Consider the following 19775-nt stretch of genomic DNA (forward strand, 5'->3'; position numbering starts at 1 on the left):
TTGAAGCATCCCCACTCATTTCAAGACTTTAAACCGCACTGTAGTCCCCTCGTTAAGCAGACTCACTATCTCTAGCCCTTTCCCATACAACTTCTTCAACCGCCGATCTGTGTTGGTGATGCCGATGCCGCCGGTTATGCTGGGGGTGTCTCTCAAAATTTCTTGTACGCGTCCTTGCTCCATTCCTACGCCATTATCCAAGATGGTAATTTCGGTATACATTTCGTAGTTTTTTATTTGAATACGGATGGTTCCGCCCTCTATGCGTTGAAGAACGCCGTGTCTCACTGCGTTTTCGACAATGGGTTGAATAGACAAGGGAGGGACTTGGACATCTAAATCATCGTCTATTTCCCAATCGACGTGTAGTCGTTCACCAAATCGCTCTTTTTCGATAAATAAATACGAACGGGTGAGGTTTAGTTCATCTTCTATAGGAATTAGAGCCTGTGTGTTGTAAACATTGAAGCTTCTCCGTAGATAATTTCCAAATTCGTGAAGCAGTTCAACCATTCTTGATTGATCGATTTCGGAAAGGGAAGCAATGGTGTTTAAGGTGTTAAATAAAAAGTGTGGCTGTATTTGTGCTTGGAGCCAAGCAGCTTCCATCCGGAGTTGTTCATGGATCGATTGTTTTAAATGGGTTAACGCTTTCACACGGGATTTTAGTTCCAATGCATCCATTGGTTTTGCAACATAATCATTGGCACCGGAATGAAATCCCGTATAGATATCTTCGAGTTGGTTTCGAGCAGTAAGTAGTAAAATGGGTAATTCTGAAATTGTAAATTGCTTACGGATGGTTTGTGTTAATTCGTAACCTGACATGTTGGGCATCATGACGTCAGAGATGACTAAGTCCCATTCTCCCGTGTCGATTAGCGCTAATGCTTCGCGCCCACTCGCCGCTGTGCTGACTTCATACTCCGCAGTTAACATGGTTCTTAAAATTCGTAAGTTAACAGGATCATCGTCTACGATTAGTATTTTGGATCTGTTTTCCTTTGTTTCGGACGCGGAAGGTGCAGTACGATCGTACGCACCGATCTTTTCTTCTGACTGAATGGAAGTGGCGATTTCTAGGTTGCTTTCTGTTTCATCTATAGAGACGTTGGCTAATGGAAGTGTAAACGAAAAAACAGCCCCCTTACCAAGGGAGGATGCTACGGAGATTCTCCCACCATGCAATTCTACGAGCTGTTTGCAAATGGCCAGTCCCAGTCCAATGCCGCCTCCCATAGCTGTCATGCTTGCATCTCCCTGTTGATAGCGTTGGAAAATCTTTTGCTGCGTTTCCTCGTCCATTCCAATACCCGTGTCCTTTACATAAATCGTTGCGATACCATTTTTGTGAGAGGCGTTAATTGTCACGGAACCTTCATTCGTAAATTTAACGGCGTTATGAAGGATGTTTAATAAAATCTGAATGAGTCGATTCTCATCGGCATCTACCTTCGGGAAAAAGGTTGGGATTATTAAATGTATCTGCAAGTTTTTCCCTTCCGTCATGAAGTGAATCATATCAAGTACCCCAGCAGTGACCGCATGCAAGTTTACAGGTTCTTTATACAGACGAATTTTCTGCTCCTGTAATCGTGTAATATCAAGAAGATCGTTCAGGGTAAAGGACATCTGCTTCCCTAAACGCACAAGTAGTTTCAAATTTTCCTTGTTCTTCATTGTTAAAGACTCGGCTTCATCCTGTAAAACGGCCTCTGTGATATTAATCATTCCGTGAAGTGGATTGCGTAATTCATGAGACGTGTTCGCTAGGAAATCATCTTTCATCTTATCTGCTTTTTGAAGTTCCTTTGTTTGTTGGATATTTAAGTTAACGACACGGGTATGCCGCTTAAATAGAAAACCAGCGAAAGCAGCGATGGCTATTAAATAATCAAACGGATAATAAGGAATTTCTAACAGATTTGCATTGATTGCAATCCCCCATAAAATATTAAATAAATTAACCATATTAGCAAGCAATATATAGATGGCATCCGTATTGCCGTTTTTGATAATGGTTAGGACTTGGAAGAAAATATAGGAATAAGAAAACGCATTTAACAGCATGATACTATAGCCGATATAGCCGATGTATTCAAACGGAACAATCAATAGGGAAAGGGTAAATATTCCATATAAAATAAAAAGTGAGCGGAAAATGGGGCTTTTCAAGTCAAAGACATATTGAATGAACTTAAGAATGAAAAACACCGTTCCAGCAAAAGAAAAATAGATGAGTTTAAGAGACCATGTTGCATTGATAGGTAATAAACTACTCAAAAGTTTATCCTCATCTACCAATATGGAAAAAGCAGCAAAAATAAGTAAAAGTCCGAAGTAAATGAGTTCTTTTTGAAGTTTATGTTTGCTCATAAAATATAAACCAAGGGCATACAAGCTATGTACGAGTAAGATCATCGCTACTAACAACTGCATGAATTTGGATAGATCAACTTCCTTGCTGATTGCTTCTTCCGTACCTAATTTAATGGAGCGCGTCATGCCTCCCTCATGCGCATTGTCGTAATTCGCTACATGAATGGTCATGTCGATTTCTTGACGATCTGTATGAAAAAACGCTTTGTATGTCCCCAATTTACTTTTATACTGATCGGCAGATTCCGTCGGATGTCCCACTTTAGCAATGAGCTGTCCATCCACATAGACACTAGCGGCCGACGAAATATCTTTAATGCGTATGCCATAGAGTTGGTCATGACGAGGGGGAAGTAAGATTTTCACCCGATACGTCCCATAATGAACGGGCGTATCGTCATTTGAGAACGCATCCCAGTTCCCGGGTAAAGAAATATAAGCTCGTTTATGATCCTTATGTCCCACTATGGGATCTAATAGTTGATTCGGATAGAACTCCCAATCTCCATCAAGGGTAATTGTTTGACGCCCACTAAACTCCCACCCTCTCAAATCAATCACACCACTTTCTACTTCTGGATGGTTAGGTATTTGATGATGGATGATCCAGCCAATTCGAAAAAGGGTCAATACAAGGATCACCAAGCTAATTAGTAGGAAAATCTTTTTTTTGTTCATCGGATGTTGATTAACCACGATCGATTTCAGCCCTTTACTAGAAAATAAAGATGAAAAGACCGAGTACTGCACCATCTACTCTGTTTTTTCACTTTTCACACTTGTATTCTATCATATCGAAAGTGTCGATCCATGTCTTCCGTATAATGGAAAATGGGTATCTTATGCATTAAGAGATTCATATAAAAAATTACAATCCATTAACACCCCCTTAACAATAGACAACTAGAATTAATACATAAGAGAGTATAATTTTGGGGGTCAGATTGATGAAGATGAGAAAGAAAGTCATTGCAGGGATTGCGGCAACGGGAATTCTATTTGGGGCGAGTCAGCCGTACAATGTGTTCGCGGAGCAACCTCCCTTTTTTCAATATGAAGGGGAAGATTTGAAGATTACGCAAATCGGTCAATATGACAGTATGGCAGGGATTGGCGGTACTGAAATTATGGCATATGATGAAGCGTTGAAACGGGCTTTTGTCACGAATGGTGCCGTGTCCGGGATTGACATCCTTTCTTTTGAGTCTTTAAAATCGGGTCAGTTTACAAAAGTCCGGTCGATAAAAAGAGTGTTTTTATCGGAATTCGGCATTGAAAATGTAGCCGATATTACGAGCATCGCATCCCATCCGACAAAAGATTTAGTGGCGGTTTCGGTTGTGAGTAATCCAAAAACTGATCCGGGCTATATCGTCTTTTTATCCAAAGAAGGGGAATATATCACGCATGTGCAAGTCGGTTCGTTGCCGGATATGGTGACTTTTACATCGGATGGAACGAAGGCTGTCGTGGCGAATGAAGGGGAGCCGAGCGATGATTATGCAGTTGATCCGGAAGGGACGATATCAATCATTGACGTCATGAAAGAGCCAGCTGATTTCACGGTCAATACGCTTACTTTTGAAGGTGTAGCGCTCGACGATAAAGTGCGTGTGAATTCCAAAGGGACGGTCCTTCAGCAATTGGAACCGGAATATGTAGCGATTTCTGCCGATAGCAAGTTGGCGTATGTCGCGATGCAAGAAAATAATGCGGTTGCAACGGTTGACTTAGTGGCAGAAAAAATCTTGCATGTCAAAGGGCTGGGGGTGAAAGATCACTCGCTTCCGGGGAACGAACTCGATGGAAAGCGGAATGATGAAACGAAACTTGAGCGTCTTCCTCTGCTCGGATTTTATATGCCTGACGCCATCGATACCTTTACAGCGGGTGGTAAAACATATATTTTAACGCCGAATGAAGGGGATGCCCGGGATTACGAAGCGTATTCCGAAGAGGCGGAAATCGGTGATATCGCCGACAAGATTCAATTGAAGGCTGAGCATTATGGAGGCTTCACGCAAGAGGAATTAGACCAATTAGTGGCGGACGGCCTATTCGATGAGATGAAGAAAACGAAGATCACACTCGAACAAGGCATGGCGGCGGATGGTTCGTATGAAGCGCTCTATTCGTACGGTGGACGCAGCTTCTCCATCTTTGATGCCGATACGATGGAGCTGGTGTTTGATAGCGGAAGTGAATTCGAAAAAATTACAGCTGAAGCACTCCCAGAGTTCTTTAACACAGATAATGAAGAAATTGCCTATGACAAACGGAGCTCCGCAAAAGGTCCAGAGCCGGAAACCGTTGTCGTTGGGGCAATTGATGGTAAAAACTATGCCTTCATCGCTTTGGAGCGAGTGAGCGGGATTATGGTGTATGATCTTACAAATCCATCAAAGCCTGAATTCGTCACGTTTATCTCGAGCAGGGACTACAGTGAAGACATCAAAGGGGATGTCTCGCCTGAAGGATTGCGCTTTATTTCCGCGGATCAAAGCCCGACAAGTCATGCGTTGTTAGCGGCGACGCATGAAGTATCCGGGACGGTTGCGATTTACGAATTTGGTGGAAAAGAGATGAACGAGCCAAGCCGTTTTGAAGACGTCAATGAGAATCATTGGGCATCTCCTTATATCCACGATTTGTACAATCGCGGTGTGATTCAAGGAAAAACGGAAATGACATTCGCGCCGCAAGATGAAGTGACGCGCGTTCAGTTCGTGACGATGTTGGCGAGTGCTCTTAACCTGCAACCAACTTCCGCAGATCGTCAATTCGACGATGTTCCAAGCGCAGCACAAGACGCGGTGCAGGCTGTGTTTGAAGCGGAAATTGCGACCGGCGTATCAGAAAAATCATTTGATCCAAATGCAAAACTAACACGTGAACAAATGGCAGTCATGGCCGTCAACGCTTATGAGTATGCAACAAAAACAGCAGTGAAAGTTGAAACAAAACAGCGCTACAGCGATCTACAAAGCGTAAGCAACGATGCGCTGGAAGATGTGCAAAAAGCCTATGCGCTCGGTATCATGCAAGGGGATAACGGTAAATTCCAACCGCAAGGATCCTCTACGCGTGCCCAATCCGCAAAAGTCATGTCTGTATTGCTTCAGCAAATTGAAAATGAACTGCAAGAATAAACTTGAACAGTGCCTGCTGCCCTATGGTAAGCGGGCACTGTTTTTTATTCAAATTAAAAATAGATTCCTTGTTACTACACTGTGAGTCAGTAATTGCTGTCAGGTAAATAAAATCCTTCCACGGAGATATCGTATTCCTGATAAATATCACTGAACAACGCCTTGCCAATAAGCTCGCGTAATACACCAGAGAAGTAGCCAGGTAGGTTCTGGATCTTCTTGTGTTTCGTTGCCTGCAGGGCGATCTGGAGGGCTTGTAAGGCCAATTGTTCGAACAGTTCTTCCTTGTCGGCATGGATGCTGAACTTGAGCATCTGGGAAGATTGTTGGCGGTAGACACCGAAAAACTTTCTTGCCAAGGTAGTCTCTCCGATCGTTGAGGAAAGAAGTGATCGCATTCTTCCGTAAAGTGTCGTCGAGAACTTTTCCGTAGGAGACGTTATGTTTAGATCTTTAGGATTTATAGATTTAGAAAGTGATGGTTCAGTTTCCGGATTCGATGGCTTGTCCGCGTGGTGATCACGTTTTGGAGCATCGTCCCGGCTGTTCATTTCCCCCTGGTCATGGAAAGGTTTAATGGCGTAAATGTTGGCGCCTAGACCGCTCATGATGGGACGGATGAAATGGATGCGATCAATGATGTTGAGATTTTCCAACTTGCGGATGGCGCGACGGATTGTGGCGTTTGATTTTCCCAAGGCTTTTTCCATCGTTTCGTGTTTCAAGTGGGCTGCACCGTATTTGACGGAGTAGCAACGGATCAGATTGAGAACAGCCCGGTCTGTGTCGTTCATAGTGTTCCAGTTCGCGGAAATATGTTGTTTCACTGCCTGGTCCATGTCATCCTTGTTGGTGAAGTATGCATAGTCTGTTAAGTATGTCGTCATAGGTAATATCCTCCTTTACCCTTTATATAGAGAGGTGGAGGGAGAAAGTGGACAGCATTTGAAAATTAATTTTTTAATTTGATAGATCATTGTTGTTCCATATGGTTTCTTTCTTCATTCACCTTTCTCCAAGCCTTCTTTCTTGGCATAATAGAGTTAAGAAGTTTGGGAGAAAGGAGGAATCGGCGTGAAAGGAATTCCTATGCTGCAAATGACATTGGCGATGGCGATTTTTGGGTCGATTGGATTCTTTACTGGAAAGACCGGGATCCCTGCGGCAGAATTGGTTTTCGTACGATGTATTTGTGCGACGCTTTTTTTAGGGTTCTGTTGGCTCATCACAGGTGGGCATAAAGTGGAAGTGTGGAGAAAGCGGGAAGTTATGCAGACGGTCGTTTGCGGAGTTTTTTTAGTGTTGAACTGGGTGTTTTTGTTCAAGGCGTTTGAAGAAATGTCGATTACAGTTACCATTACGCTTTATAACTTAGCACCGATTTTCGTTTTAATTATTGGCAGTCTGTTTTTGAAAGAAAGGATGACGTTAACCGGATTATTGGCAATTGTCATCTGTTTTCTTGGAAGTGTCTGCATCATCGGGTTTCAAAACTTCACTTCGTTATCCGATTTTGTCGGTTCAGGCTTTGGCTGGGCCATCTTGTCGGCACTTTGTTATGCGATGACGATGCTGGTTGGCAAAGAAATCAGGGGGATGAGTGCATATGCGATGACATTTATCCAAACGGCGGTCGGGATTATCATGTTATTTCCGTTCATGGATTTCACCGTGTTCAACGGGTTAAGTGATTCAAATTGGCTGTACATCGTCGGGACAGGCCTCATCCATACGGGGTTTGTCTATTATTTATTTTTCAACAGTCTTCGGCAATTATCGACGGTTGTCATTTCCGCATTGGTGTTTGTCGATCCGGTTGTGGCTATTTTGCTTGATATTCTTATTTTAGATTTTCAACCGACACTGACTCAAATGGCCGGCATTCTGCTTGTTTTTGGTGGAATTATCTCTACAATTGTGAAGCAAGAGTAGGCAATTGCTGTCTATGTGGTTGTTCAAAGGGGTATACTAGTAGCGGGCGAATACTATGATGCCTATAGGAATTGTACAGATTCATTGATTTGGACACAAAGTTGTAAAACCTGTCAACGGAAAGTCGATGTACGATATACATAACTAGAAAAACAATGACCGTAGAATAGGGGACTATAAATGAGGACCGTAACGATAGAAGAAATTACAAAAAAGTTTTCACTGGAAGTGTTAAGCGGACATGACCAATTGCATCGTGTGCTTAAAAAGACGAAAGTGAGACGTCCGGGATTGGAGTTTATGGATAAATTCGATTTTATCGCCACAGAACATGTCCAAATCCTCGGCAAAAACGAAATCAATTATTTACATACCTTGTCGACGGAGGAGAGCAAGTTGCGCATCGGGAATATTGTTCAATACGCGCCACCTTGCATCATCATCACTTCGCGGCAAGAAGAGCCTTTAGGGCTGATCCAGTATTGTACGGAAGAAAAGATTCCAGTATTACGTACGCCTGATTCCACGAGTGAACTCAGTGCGAAATTGGATGCCTATGTCATTAAAGCGATGGCTCCAGAAATTGCGATACACGGCGTCTGCATCAATGTCGCAGGGATGGGTATTTTGCTGCGCGGCAAGTCCGGGGTAGGGAAGAGTGAGACCGCCCATACGCTGATCGGACGCGGACATCGTCTAATCGCAGACGATATTGTCGTCTTGAAAAAACTGAGCCCGCAAACGTTGCTCGGTACATTTGATGAAAAAAATAAGGAATTTCTCGCTTTGCGCAGCGTCGGTCTGTTAAATGTCGTGCGCCTTTATGGAAGAGCCGCATTCCAAGAGGAAACACGGATTGCGCTCGATCTCGAACTGACCGAATGGAAAAAAGATGACCTGAACAATGAGTTGGAAATGGAAACAAAGTTTGTGGAATATATGGACGTTAAAATCCCGCATCTTAAAATTCAACTTCAGCCGGGTCGTGACATCGCCGGATTGATCGAAGCGGCTGCGAATAACTGGTATTTGAAACAGCAAGGGTATAGCGCTGCTGAGGAATTCATGAAGCGGATTGAGTCGGAGTTTGAGGGGAATTAAACAGTTCCTTAAAAAGAAAGTCCTTGTACAATCGAATTACTAGATTGTACAAGGATGATGGATAAGCAAATTAGTTACGAACGAGGTAATCAAAAGCGCTTAATGATGCTGTTGCGCCTGAGCCCATCGCAATAATGATTTGGTTATACGGACTTGTCGTACAGTCTCCCGCAGCGAATACGCCAGGGATGTTTGTTTCGCCGCGATTATTTACGACAATCTCACCGAAACGATTACGTTCAATTGTATCGCCTAACCAATCCGTGTTCGGTACAAGGCCAATCTGAACAAAAGTACCTGACAGTTCAACATGATGTTCTGTACCGCTCTCACGGTCTACATATGTGATGCCGTTTACGCTATCAACACCCGTAATTTCTTTTGTTTGAACATTTTTCAGGACATTGACGTTCGGCAGGCTATGGACACGCTCTTGTAGGACAGAGTCCGCTTTGAGTTCTGGCATGAATTCTAGAACTGTTACATGGTTGGCAATGCCTGCAAGGTCAATCGCCGCTTCGATACCGGAGTTACCGCCGCCGATAACAGCCACGTCTTTTCCTTCAAATAATGGACCGTCACAATGCGTACAATACGCTACGCCTTTATTTTTAAATTCAGCTTCGCCCGGTACTCCGACATTGCGCCAGCGTGCGCCTGTAGCGAGGATGACTGTTTTACTTTTTAGTACTGCGCCGTTTTCAAGTTCGATTTCGACGAAGTCTTTTTTCTCTAAACGTGTAGCACGTTGTAAATTCATGATATCTACATTGTACTCTTTCACGTGTTCTTCTAGACTTGCTGCAAGCTGCGGACCTTCCGTATGCTTGACACTGATGAAGTTTTCGATAGAAGCCGTGTCTAAAATCTGACCGCCGAAACGTTCAGCAACAATGCCCGTACGAACACCTTTACGCGCCGCGTAGATCGCCGCACTTGCAGCTGCTGGACCGCCGCCGACAACAAGCACATCGTAGGGCTCTTTATTAGCAAATTCTGAAGCGTCTGGTGCACTGCCTAGCTTCGCAAGGATTTCTTCCAGTGTTGCACGTCCGCTACTGAATGATTTACCATTCAAGAAAACAGTTGGTACAGCCATGACTTGCTTGCTTTCTACCTCTTCTTTGAAGGCAGCGCCGTCGATCATCGTATGCGTGATATTCGGATTCAGAATGCTCATCAAATTCAACGCCTGTACAACTTCTGGACAGTTTTGACAGCTGAGGCTAATGTAAGATTCAAAGCGAAGTTCTTCTTGAATAGCTTTCACTTGGTCGATCAATTTTTGCTCGACTTTTGGGGCTCTACCACTCACTTGCAAGAGTGCTAGCACTAGAGACGTGAATTCATGGCCAAGCGGAACACCTGCAAACGTTACGCCCGTGTCTTCACCGACGCGGTTGACACTGAAGCTCGGCGTTCTTTCGAGTTGTGTATGCTCGACTTTGATACGGGAGGACATCGTTGCTAATTCCTCTACAAGACCTAGTATTTCTTTGGAAACTTTATCTGAACCTGTGCTTACTTTAAGTAATACATCGCCTTCCATCATTTCTAGATACTGGGCGAGTTGTGCTTTTATCGTTGCATCTAACAAGATTATCTCTCCTTAACATATAGTACTTCGCCAAACACACCTCGGCGTGTACGCGCCAGATCTTGAATAGCCTTCCTTAGATTCAAAATCTGGAGCATCCGCCGAAGTTTGAAAAGTTAGCGGGGACATGCCCCGCCAACTCGTCCACTTAAATTCGGATTATTAGATTTTACCTACAAGGTCAAGGCTTGGTTTAAGTGTTTCAGCGCCTTCTTCCCATTTAGCTGGGCATACTTCGCCTGGGTTGTTGCGCACGTATTGAGCTGCTTTGATTTTACCTACGAGGATGCTTGCATCACGGCCGATACCGCCCGCATTGATTTCTACTGCTTGTACAACGCCGTCTGGATCGATGATGAACGTACCGCGATCTGCAAGACCTGCTTCTTCGTCTAGAACGTCGAAGTTGCGTGAAATTTGTTGTGAAGGGTCACCGATCATGATGTATTCTAGCTTGCTGATCGCTTCTGAGTGATCGTGCCAAGCTTTGTGTGTGAAGTGAGTGTCTGTAGAAACAGAATATACTTCAACGCCTAGTTCTTTTAGCGTTGCATATTGGTTTTGAAGGTCTTCGAGTTCAGTTGGGCAAACGAATGTGAAGTCTGCAGGGTAGAAGCACACAACGCTCCATTGACCTTTTAGGTTTTCTTCTGTAACGTCGATGAACTCTCCGCTACCGCTATTATAAGCTGATGCTTTGAATGGTAGAATTTCTTTTCCGATTAAAGACATGATTTAATTTCCTCCCAAAGTATGTTTTTTAGAACTTATAGTCGTTAGTTTGAGCGATTAAGGCAAACCTCAAACAACCATATATTTTTTATTATTGGTTAACTATAATAATTCTAATTCAATATTCATTATTGTATAAAGCTCTAAAAATGTCAAGAGTAACGCTTCAATTTAAACTAAACATTAACTAAACGTTTTCAAAGCTGATAAAAATGAATATTGGTAAGTACTTTTTCTCAATTACTTTTATCCTTTCTCAACCGTACAGTAATTTCTGAATATAAAAGCTATTATGATTTTTCATTTAAAAGTAATGTTATGCCAATACAAAAGAAGTACCTGATCGGAATGATTTCCGACCGGGTACTTCTTTATTCAATAAATGAAGGGAAAAATTCCTAGTCTTCTAATCGTCAAGATAGCATTCATTTTCGCTCGTTTTCCTACTATAATGGAAATAGGCATCATGCATGCCCAATGATCGAGAAATTAAAGGAGATGGAGAGCGATTCGAATCAATTGGAAGAAGATCCTGCTCCTTTTTATTGCGGTTTTCATCGTCAGCCAAATTGCCGGCAGCTTTTTTTTCTATGGTTTGGCGGTCAAGCGTGGCCCGAAAGATTTCTTGCAGAATAACGCTGATTTAGAAGTTTCGGATCAGTCGATGGAGCTGTATTTGAACGGGGATTGGATCGAGTGGGTAAAGGATCAGCCCTTTGAGCACCTTACATTAACATCACGCGATGGACTGAAACTGTCCGGTTACTATTTGCCAGCCTCCCAGCCGACCGATAAATTGGTCATCCTGACACATGGCTATTTAGGGAATGGCAAGCAAATGGGGTTATACGGACAGCATTATCATAATGAATTAGGCTACGATATTTTCATGCCTGATGCACGGGGGCATGGAAAAAGCGAGGGAAATTATTACGGTTTTGGCTGGCCAGATCGGCTTGACTTGATCGATTGGACATATTTATTGGTGAAGAAACTCGGACGGGATACGAAAGTGGTTTACCATGGGTTATCGATGGGAGCGGCAACCGTCCTGATGGCTAGTGGGGAAGAAGAGCTTCCTTCTCAGGTGCAGGCCATCATTGCGGATAGTCCGTATCAGTCGGTTTACCAGTTGTTTACGTATCAAATGAATCGGATGTTTCACTTACCGGCATTTCCTTTGCTGGATAGCACGAGTTTGTTGACGAAAATTAGAGCCGGTTATTCCTTCAGGGAAGCTAGTGCAATGACAGAAGTGGAGAAGACGGATGTCCCGATACTCTATATTCATGGGGAAGGTGATACATTCGTTCCGACGGAGATGGCGGAGGAGTTGTTTCAGCAAACCGCTAGTCATGCGGAACTCTATCTCGTTCCCGATGCGAACCACGGTGAATCTTTTGCTATAGCGGGTGACGCCTATCTGGAAAAAGTGGAACTTTTTCTTGATCGGATGATTAATTAGCGTTTGTCAACAGACTGGGGAGGCAATCATTTTGTGATTGCCTCCTTTTATATTTCCCGTCTTAGCCGACTACCAATCTGTGTTCGCTGTAATCGCGCAACGAGCACCAAGCCTAAAATGGCGCCGCTGACACTGGAGACGAGAAAGGGAGGGACGAAAAAGAAAGCCGTGAATGCCGTCCCCATCAATAGTTTGGCATAGGGGACAGCGAGTAGGGAGGCGATGACGCCTGTTCCGATGACTTCCCCGACAGCTGCCAGCCATGTCTTTCTGAAATACTTATAGAAGACGCCCGCAAGAAAGGCGCCGATCATACCTCCTGGAAATGCAAGCAAAGAACCTGTGCCTGTCAGTATGCGGACAAGACCGGTTAAGAAAGCGATCATAACGGCCGGAACGGGTCCAAGCATGATCGCGGCGATGACATTGACGGCATGTTGGATCGGGTAGGCTCGTGCAATGCCGGCCGGAAAGTAAACGAATGTCGAGCCGGCAACCGCGATGGCGACGAACATGGTCATGATGACCATCTTTCGTGTGTTCATGACAACGTCATCCCCTTGTCATTCCCTTGAGGTTGTCGAATGAATTGACAATCTTGAATAACGTCTTCCTCCAATGCATAAAGGGCATTCAGGAAATGAATTTTAAAATCGCCTGGACCTGAAGCATGCTCTGCAGCTTTTTCCCCGGCTTTCTTGTAAAAGGCCAATGCAGTGGTTACGGCGTTGAATGGATCTTCTTCTGCCACAGCCAAGAAAGCGCCAGCGACGGCGCTGAGAAGACAACCTGCACCTGTCAGATGGGACATAAGCGGATGCCCACCTGTCACGCAACTCGTTCCATGCTGATCCGCTACAATATCCCAAGGACCGGTGACTGCAACGACACAGTTATGCGTGCGAGCAACTTCCTCTGCAAGGGCAGTAATATCCGCTTCGCCCTCTCCTGCATCGACGCCTTTGAAACGCCAGTCGACTCCGGCAATGGCAGCCAGTTCCCCTGCGTTGCAACGGATGAGCATCACATCCACTTCCTTTAAAATCCTTAAAATGGCCTCTTTCCGGAAAGCAGTTGCGCCCGCGCCAACCGGGTCTAGGACGACAGGAATTCCTTGTTGATTGGCACTTTTCCCCGCCAATAACATTGATGTTACCGTGTCCTTTTTCAGCGTTCCGGTATTCAATACGGTACAGGATGAGACGGCTGCGATTTCGGCAGCTTCTTCTATCGCGTCTGCCATAACGGGGGAGGCCCCGAGAGCCAGCAAGCCGTTCGCTTGGAAATTGGCGACGACAATATTCGTTATACAATGAATAAGCGGGCGTTCCTCACGCAGTTTCTGTATCAAAGTTGTCATAGTGTATCCTCCTTTAGCATACGGTTTCTTTTCAATGAAGAATTTGGATTTGTCGGGTTCTAAAGGCCTGTAATGCAAGCAATCGACAATAAATGCAAGTAAACACTTTGCAAATGCAATCAAAACCTGCACAAGTGTAAGCAAATAGGGCAGGGTGCAAGCCAATGCCCAGCCTCATAACTGGCGGATGAATATGCAAAAGCCGCTCCCTCATTGCAGAATTGGAAGCGGCGGTAATCATTGTTCAAGCGTTTCCACTTCCCTACGCTGGTTTGACCCAGATCAGGTTCCAAGGGTCCGCATAAATGCGTCTCAGTCTTTCACAAGACTCCCCTAGCGGTAGATCCTTCTATTTTAAATTAACAATAACATAATATGACGAACGGCTCAACGTGCGCAAAGGAAGGAGAGGTACAATCTCCTACATTTAATATGACGGGCACATATTTCCTGAATTGGGGCTTGATCGACTTATCCGATACGTGGGGAATTTAACTTGCTTCAGCAGAAGTCCCGCACTTCTATAAGTGGTGGGATGAATGCTAGAAATGCATTCCATTCAGTGGGGGTTCAAACCCCGGCTGAATAGAGGAACTCAGGCTAAGGTCGCCGCGCCCTGAATGAACGTGCCTTAATTTCTGCAAAAAACCGCAGAAATACGGCAAATCAAACCCTTCGCTGTTTGATTGGCAACGCCTGAGTGACCAACATCCTGTTGGCCCAAGCCTCCGGCGGATGTCACGGATTTTGAAAGGAGTGAATTGAGCAAGCTCAATTCAAAATCCGGACGCAATAACGCCGAGGCGTTATTGATTTACGACCTTTAGAGGGAGTATCTATTGTAGTTCCGTCTAAATAAAGAGAAAAAGCTCCCCGCAACAATAGGCAAGAAGAGGAAGTTGTGCTTGCCGTCAAAAACGAAATTTTACTATTGAAATCGATGTATACAAACATAGTAGTGTTGTAAACGTAATTGTATACATTAGTAAACAATTACGTTTACAAGTATACAAATAAGTACACATCCTTTATTTATATGGGTATACGGAAATGTATACATGTTTACGCCTGCGCACACAACATTACAGTTGTGTGATAAATGAAGGGATAGTATTGATTTGTCTAGAAAACTCCAGTACCATTTTAGTGGAAAGAAAGATTAAGGGAAGGGTGATTGGATTGACGGAATCTAGAATTGCAGCAATTGACGTAGGAAACGATTCATTGAAAGCTATTTTTGGAAAGTTGGAAACGGAACTCAATATCCCGAATGTGATTGCGCAGGATGTTGCAGATCGTCCGATTATCGGTATTGAGGAATTGGACAATCAAGACCCTACAGAAGGTATCCATATCCGTTTGCACTCTCCTACACTACATGACAACAATGCCATTTACCGTGTTGGGAAATTGGCGACAAAGAGCGGGAATTCTACGGAGTTGGACCCGGGAAGTAACAAATCTGAGGAAGATCAGACACTTGTGATGTTGTTTGCTGCTTTGGCATTGGATGCAGCCCGTGAAGAAAACAAAAGTGTTTTTAAACGTAATAATAATGTAATTGAGGCGACATATACGCTTGGGACAGGCCTTCCGCTAAGAGAAGTGAAGGAAGGGAAGGACGTAGGCTATCGTTCCCAACTACTCGGTTCGGTCCACCAAGTCGAATTTTTAGTGACTCCTAAATACCAAGGATTGAAAGTGAATCTGAAATTCGATGAAGTAAAAGTGTATCCGGAAGGGTTCGCGGCATTTATCAATCTTGTAATGGACAATAACTTGAATATCATCAATAAAGAGCTGATTGACAAACGGATTCTGATCCAAGATATCGGGGGATTATCGACGGATGTGGCGGTTATTAAAAACCGTAAAGTGGATGACGATAAGGCACAAGGCTTCAATTTAGGTGTTTCAGAGTCTCTGGATAAGATTCGTGAAGAGATTTACGCGCGTCATGGTGTTGAGCTAGATAGCCGTTCTGATGTGGTCGATATCATTACGAAGAAAAATGACCGTAATCATATTATGGTGCGGGGAAGCCGGACAAGCGTGCATGACATCGTCGATCGGATCCTGTTAGACTTGGCGAAAAAGCAGTATCGTCATTTGCGCAACATTTGGCAAAGAAACTCGCAAACGGAAATCTGCTATTTCATCGGCGGAGGTTCCATCGTATTGAAAGACTATCTGAAGACGTTGAATAACAGTTTGGATGGCTATAATATCGATTTCTTCGAGGATGAAAAAGAGAGCGTTTGGATGATGGCCAACGCATATTACAAACTGATTTCCGATTTTGCTCGAAAAAGCCAGCCGGTGAAGCCGAGGGAAGAAGAAAAGTTAGCGAAAACAAAATAGGTGATGAACCATGAGTGAAACTGGTTTGAAAAGGGGGCAGCCGATTACATTCCGGCTGCCTTCCGATACATCTGACCATACATTAAAGCAATTGCAGAAGCTAAAAGAAGTGGAAAGAAGGAATTTTTCCAGTAAGATCGCCCAGTTTGTCATTGAAGGGGTGAATGATTCCCTTATCAAGCAGCGGGAAGCCATTACGATTCCATTACCGAAAGGCTTAACGAAAGCCCAACGTGATTGGTTGCGGCATGAGCATTCTGAAGCGCTTTTAGGGAGCATCGTCTATCAGCTGATTGCCGATCCAGTCCGTACAGCGGCACTCTACGCCTCATTGAACAGTAACGCCATCGATGTCGATGCAGCTCTTTATGTGCAGCAGGAGACGACTGCGGCGTTAGATGAAACCGCAATACCGGCAATACCGGACAATCCATTGCCGAGTACTGTTATCGACGATGGCGATGACTTGGACAATTTTGATTGGGATCAGGTGGCGATGACAGAAGCATCTGTTGAGGTGGAAGAAGAAACGGATCCTTTAGCGGATTTTCTGGCTCAAATGAATAAATGAAGCGGTGTCTGTGCAAAGAACTGTCGTGAAAGGTCAACTTTTGCGGGGGATTGCACAGACTTTTTTGTTTAGACGAAAAAAGCATGGCAGTGGCAATCTGTATGCCACTGCCATGCTGTTAGTCAAGCAAGCCGACCATTTTTAAACCGTTTAAAATCCCATCTTCGCTGACATTTGTTGTGATATATTTGGCTGCATTTTTTGCATCTTTATGTCCATCTCCCATGGCGACACTGTTCGCAATGGTTGTTAGCATTTCGACGTCGTTCAAGCCGTCGCCGAATGCGTAAATGTTTTCTGGATGAATGCCCAATTTGTCTATAATTTGCTGAATACCGATCGCTTTGGAGCCGCCGACAGGGACGACGTCAACCGCCAAAGGATGCCAGCGAACGAAATCGAATTCGGGGAATTGTTGTTCATATTCTTTTTCGACAGGATCTTTACAGAACAACAAGGATTGGTACAGATCGTTATTTTCGTGATAGCCTGGATCGTAATTGGGAAAATAATCGATTTTCAATGAATGAATTCCGGCAGAGACGTGTTCGTGGTCGGGGGTATTGGCTTTCATATCCTCGTGATTCATGTAGACGACTGGGTGTTCGCGCTCTACTGCGACTTCTGTTAGGCGGACGAGCGCTTCTTTATTGAGCGAGTTTGTGTAAATAGGCTCGCCTTTGAAGACGACATATTGACCGTTATAGCTGACGAATGTGTCAATTTCTAGTTCGTCCAATAGGTCATTGAACATAAATGGTGCGCGTCCCGTTGCAATGGCCACGATATGTCCTTTGTCCTTCAAGTCGAAAATCGCCTGTTTTGTAGAGGGCGGCAGTTTTTTGTCGTGATCGTATAAAGTGCCATCTATATCGAAAAAAATGATTTTTTGAGTCATGGAATCCTCCTTTATGCTGTGCTTATTCCTTATTATAGCATGACAGTTGAAGAGGAGACCCGTTGCACAAAGGAAGGTACACGCTTTTTGAGTTGCCCGTTTGTTTATGGTATACTATTCAGTAACTTTATTGAGGAAGGAATGACGGGTGGACGATGGATAACTAATCTCTTGATTCCGAGAAATTAAATTTTTTCTTTACACGGAAAACAGGATTAGTCTGTCCATTTTTAAACCATTTCCTTCCTCTATGCACGGGCAAGAGGTTTTTTAGGGTACTTTAAATTTGGCAACAATACGGCTAATCCTTCCGATACTACTTCGGAGGGATTTTTTTGTCCCTCCGTTTCTGGAGGAATGCACATGCTGATAGGAACGTTGAATGAGGTAACGGTGGCATATGGAGAAACAGTGATTTTGGATGGGCTGTCGGCGGATATTCAGGCAGGGGCTTGTATCGCGATTGTCGGAGCAAATGGTGCGGGGAAATCGACACTTTTGTCGCTACTGGCAGGAGAAATCGCTCCGACTTCGGGTTCGATGAATTGGACCGCCAAAGCACCGTCCGTTACGTATTTCAGGCAGGAACAGGAAGAGGCAGGCGATGCCGACTGGGAACGGGCGGAAACGCATATGTATCGGCAAAGATGGCAAGTGCCAAAGTCGGTCGACTATGCAGTAGCAAGCGGAGGCGAACGGATGAAGATTCGACTTTCTGCCACGCTTGCGGAACACAGTGGACTCGTTCTGTTGGATGAGCCGACCAATCATTTGGATAGTGATGCGTTGGAGGAATTGATCCGGATCATTCAGGAAGGGGAAAGTACGTATTTGATCGCTTCCCATGATCGGCATTTTATCGACAAAGTGGCAGACTTTGTATTTGAAATCGAGTACGGGAAATTGACGGTATATAAGGGGAATTACACAGATTATCGTAAGAAAAAGGAGAAGGATCGGGAAATTCGACAGAAACAGTACGAGCAGCAACAACGGAAAATCGCACATGTCGAAGAACAGATCGAAGCATTGGGAGATTGGTCCGCCAAAGCACATGCAGAATCGACAAAAAAAGGCGGAAGGATGATGGGGGCAAAAGAATACTTCCGTATGAAAGCGAAAAAGCGCGATGTCCAAATTCGCTCGAAGCGGAAACGGTTGGAAGCTGAACTGGAAAAAGAGCGTATCGAAAAGCCGGAAACTGAAATCACAGTGTCATTCGATGTGAAAGGGCGGAGGAAGAAAGGGAAACGGGTACTGGAATTGAAAGAAGTGCGGAAAGACTTCGACGGTCGGAAATTATTTGCGGATGTATCATTCACTGTGCAGGCCGGCGAACGAATTGCTTTTATTGGCCCGAACGGTGCAGGGAAATCGACGTTATTCCGGATGATGCTCGAAGAGGAAGGGTATGAAGGGAAGCTGTGGAAAACGGAAGGGATGACGATCGGCTATTTGAAACAAACGGTGCTCGATCTTCCGGATGTGACGATGGCAGAGTATTTCGATGTGGCAACTTTTCACGAGCAAGGCATGATCCGGACCAATTTGACGAATCTTGGTTTTACGCAAGCGCATTGGGATTTGCCGTTATCCGCGCTTAGCATGGGCGAACGTGTGAAAGTGAAACTGATGCAATTCATCTTGGAAGGGGCGGATGTGCTGCTGTTGGATGAGCCGACCAACCATTTGGACCTTCCTTCGCGAGAAGAACTCGAAAAGACATTGGAGTCATTTCCCGGAACATTGCTATTCGCTTCGCATGACCGTTATTTCACAGAGCGGATGGCGGATGGATTGCTAGTTTTTGAGAAAGGGACAATCAGGAAAGTGCCGATGACCTATGCGGAGTGGAAAGCGCGTGAGGATGCAATTCAACCAGAAAAGTCCGCAGAAGAACGATTGCGATTGGAAACCGAATTGCAGGCAGTGCTAGGACAGCTAAGTTTGCTGAAGCCGGGCGATAAAAAGTATGCGGAATTGGATCGGGATTTTCAAGCGCTGAGCAGGCGATTGAGAGAGTTGGATTGATTGTTGCCAAAGTTTAGGTGCAAGAAGACGCATGGTCCAACGATTTAAGATGGGAAGAAAACAAGATATTGGCGTTTATTGGGCCTATATTGGTGTATGGCGACCTGATATCAGCGTTTGTCGGGCGTTTATTGGCGTATAACGTCTTGATATTGGCGCTCAACGCGCATATATCGGCGAATTAATACTTTATACTTGA

General features: G+C 44.4%; 14 protein-coding genes and 1 riboswitch. Of the genes, 7 read left to right on the forward strand and 7 right to left on the reverse strand.

Translation table 11 applies throughout. The features are described from left to right. Positions 1-15: 15 nt before the first annotated feature. On the reverse strand, positions 16-3075 hold the full coding sequence (locus ACFPRA_RS14675; RefSeq protein ID WP_381436125.1) for a hybrid sensor histidine kinase/response regulator: 3060 nt from the start codon (positions 3073-3075) through the stop codon (positions 16-18). A gap of 251 nt (positions 3076-3326) precedes the next feature. Between ACFPRA_RS14675 and ACFPRA_RS14680 the strand changes: the two genes are divergently transcribed. Beyond that, positions 3327-5528: a choice-of-anchor I family protein gene (locus ACFPRA_RS14680; RefSeq protein WP_381436128.1), complete on the forward strand. Its 2202-nt coding sequence runs from the start codon at positions 3327-3329 to the stop codon at positions 5526-5528. 86 nt (positions 5529-5614) lie between these two features. Here ACFPRA_RS14680 and ACFPRA_RS14685 read toward each other — a convergent pair whose 3' ends face one another. Beyond that, positions 5615-6415 carry a helix-turn-helix domain-containing protein gene (locus ACFPRA_RS14685; protein WP_381436131.1) on the reverse strand — a complete coding sequence of 267 codons (801 nt, stop codon included), beginning with the start codon at positions 6413-6415 and terminating at the stop codon, positions 5615-5617. Positions 6416-6617: 202 nt separating this feature from the next. Here ACFPRA_RS14685 and ACFPRA_RS14690 point away from each other — a divergent pair, with 202 nt between their 5' ends. Beyond that, positions 6618-7460, forward strand: coding sequence for a DMT family transporter (locus ACFPRA_RS14690; RefSeq protein WP_381436461.1), 843 nt, complete (start codon positions 6618-6620; stop codon positions 7458-7460). A gap of 180 nt (positions 7461-7640) precedes the next feature. Further along, positions 7641-8561: an HPr(Ser) kinase/phosphatase gene (gene hprK / locus ACFPRA_RS14695; RefSeq protein ID WP_381436133.1), complete on the forward strand. Its 921-nt coding sequence runs from the start codon at positions 7641-7643 to the stop codon at positions 8559-8561. Between the two features lie 70 nt (positions 8562-8631). Here hprK and ahpF read toward each other — a convergent pair whose 3' ends face one another. Beyond that, positions 8632-10161, reverse strand: a complete 1530-nt coding sequence (gene ahpF, locus ACFPRA_RS14700) for an alkyl hydroperoxide reductase subunit F (RefSeq protein WP_381436464.1) — start codon at positions 10159-10161, stop codon at positions 8632-8634. A gap of 159 nt (positions 10162-10320) precedes the next feature. After that, positions 10321-10890 carry an alkyl hydroperoxide reductase subunit C gene (gene ahpC, locus ACFPRA_RS14705; protein WP_381436136.1) on the reverse strand — a complete coding sequence of 190 codons (570 nt, stop codon included), beginning with the start codon at positions 10888-10890 and terminating at the stop codon, positions 10321-10323. Positions 10891-11515: 625 nt separating this feature from the next. Between ahpC and ACFPRA_RS14710 the strand changes: the two genes are divergently transcribed. Continuing rightward, positions 11516-12355 carry an alpha/beta hydrolase gene (locus tag ACFPRA_RS14710; protein WP_381436139.1) on the forward strand — a complete coding sequence of 280 codons (840 nt, stop codon included), beginning with the start codon at positions 11516-11518 and terminating at the stop codon, positions 12353-12355. Between the two features lie 47 nt (positions 12356-12402). Here ACFPRA_RS14710 and thiW read toward each other — a convergent pair whose 3' ends face one another. Together thiW and thiM are read right to left on the reverse strand one after the other, a co-directional pair. Next, positions 12403-12900 carry an energy coupling factor transporter S component ThiW gene (gene thiW / locus ACFPRA_RS14715; RefSeq protein ID WP_381436142.1) on the reverse strand — a complete coding sequence of 166 codons (498 nt, stop codon included), beginning with the start codon at positions 12898-12900 and terminating at the stop codon, positions 12403-12405. Then, the gene (thiM, locus tag ACFPRA_RS14720; protein ID WP_381436145.1) at positions 12897-13715 is read right to left on the reverse strand and encodes a hydroxyethylthiazole kinase; all 819 of its coding nucleotides are present in this window, start codon (positions 13713-13715) and stop codon (positions 12897-12899) included. Before thiM ends, thiW begins: the two co-directional genes overlap by 4 nt. Before the next feature lie 242 nt (positions 13716-13957). Continuing rightward, positions 13958-14060: riboswitch (TPP riboswitch) on the reverse strand. An 834-nt stretch (positions 14061-14894) separates the two neighbouring features. Between thiM and ACFPRA_RS14725 the strand changes: the two genes are divergently transcribed. Together ACFPRA_RS14725 and ACFPRA_RS14730 are read left to right on the forward strand one after the other, a co-directional pair. Further along, positions 14895-16076, forward strand: coding sequence for an Alp7A family actin-like protein (locus ACFPRA_RS14725; protein ID WP_381436148.1), 1182 nt, complete (start codon positions 14895-14897; stop codon positions 16074-16076). A 10-nt stretch (positions 16077-16086) separates the two neighbouring features. Continuing rightward, positions 16087-16647 (forward strand): hypothetical protein, encoded by a 561-nt coding sequence (locus tag ACFPRA_RS14730; protein WP_381436150.1) that lies wholly within the window; start codon positions 16087-16089, stop codon positions 16645-16647. 118 nt (positions 16648-16765) lie between these two features. Here the strand turns inward: ACFPRA_RS14730 and ACFPRA_RS14735 are convergent, their stop codons facing one another. After that, positions 16766-17545 (reverse strand): Cof-type HAD-IIB family hydrolase, encoded by a 780-nt coding sequence (locus ACFPRA_RS14735; RefSeq protein ID WP_381436153.1) that lies wholly within the window; start codon positions 17543-17545, stop codon positions 16766-16768. A gap of 363 nt (positions 17546-17908) precedes the next feature. Between ACFPRA_RS14735 and abc-f the strand changes: the two genes are divergently transcribed. Continuing rightward, positions 17909-19576: a ribosomal protection-like ABC-F family protein gene (gene abc-f, locus ACFPRA_RS14740; protein WP_381436156.1), complete on the forward strand. Its 1668-nt coding sequence runs from the start codon at positions 17909-17911 to the stop codon at positions 19574-19576. Positions 19577-19775 lie beyond the last annotated feature (199 nt).

Source organism: Sporosarcina soli, from assembly GCF_042655805.1.
Classification (GTDB): Bacteria; Bacillota; Bacilli; order Bacillales_A; family Planococcaceae; genus Sporosarcina; species Sporosarcina soli.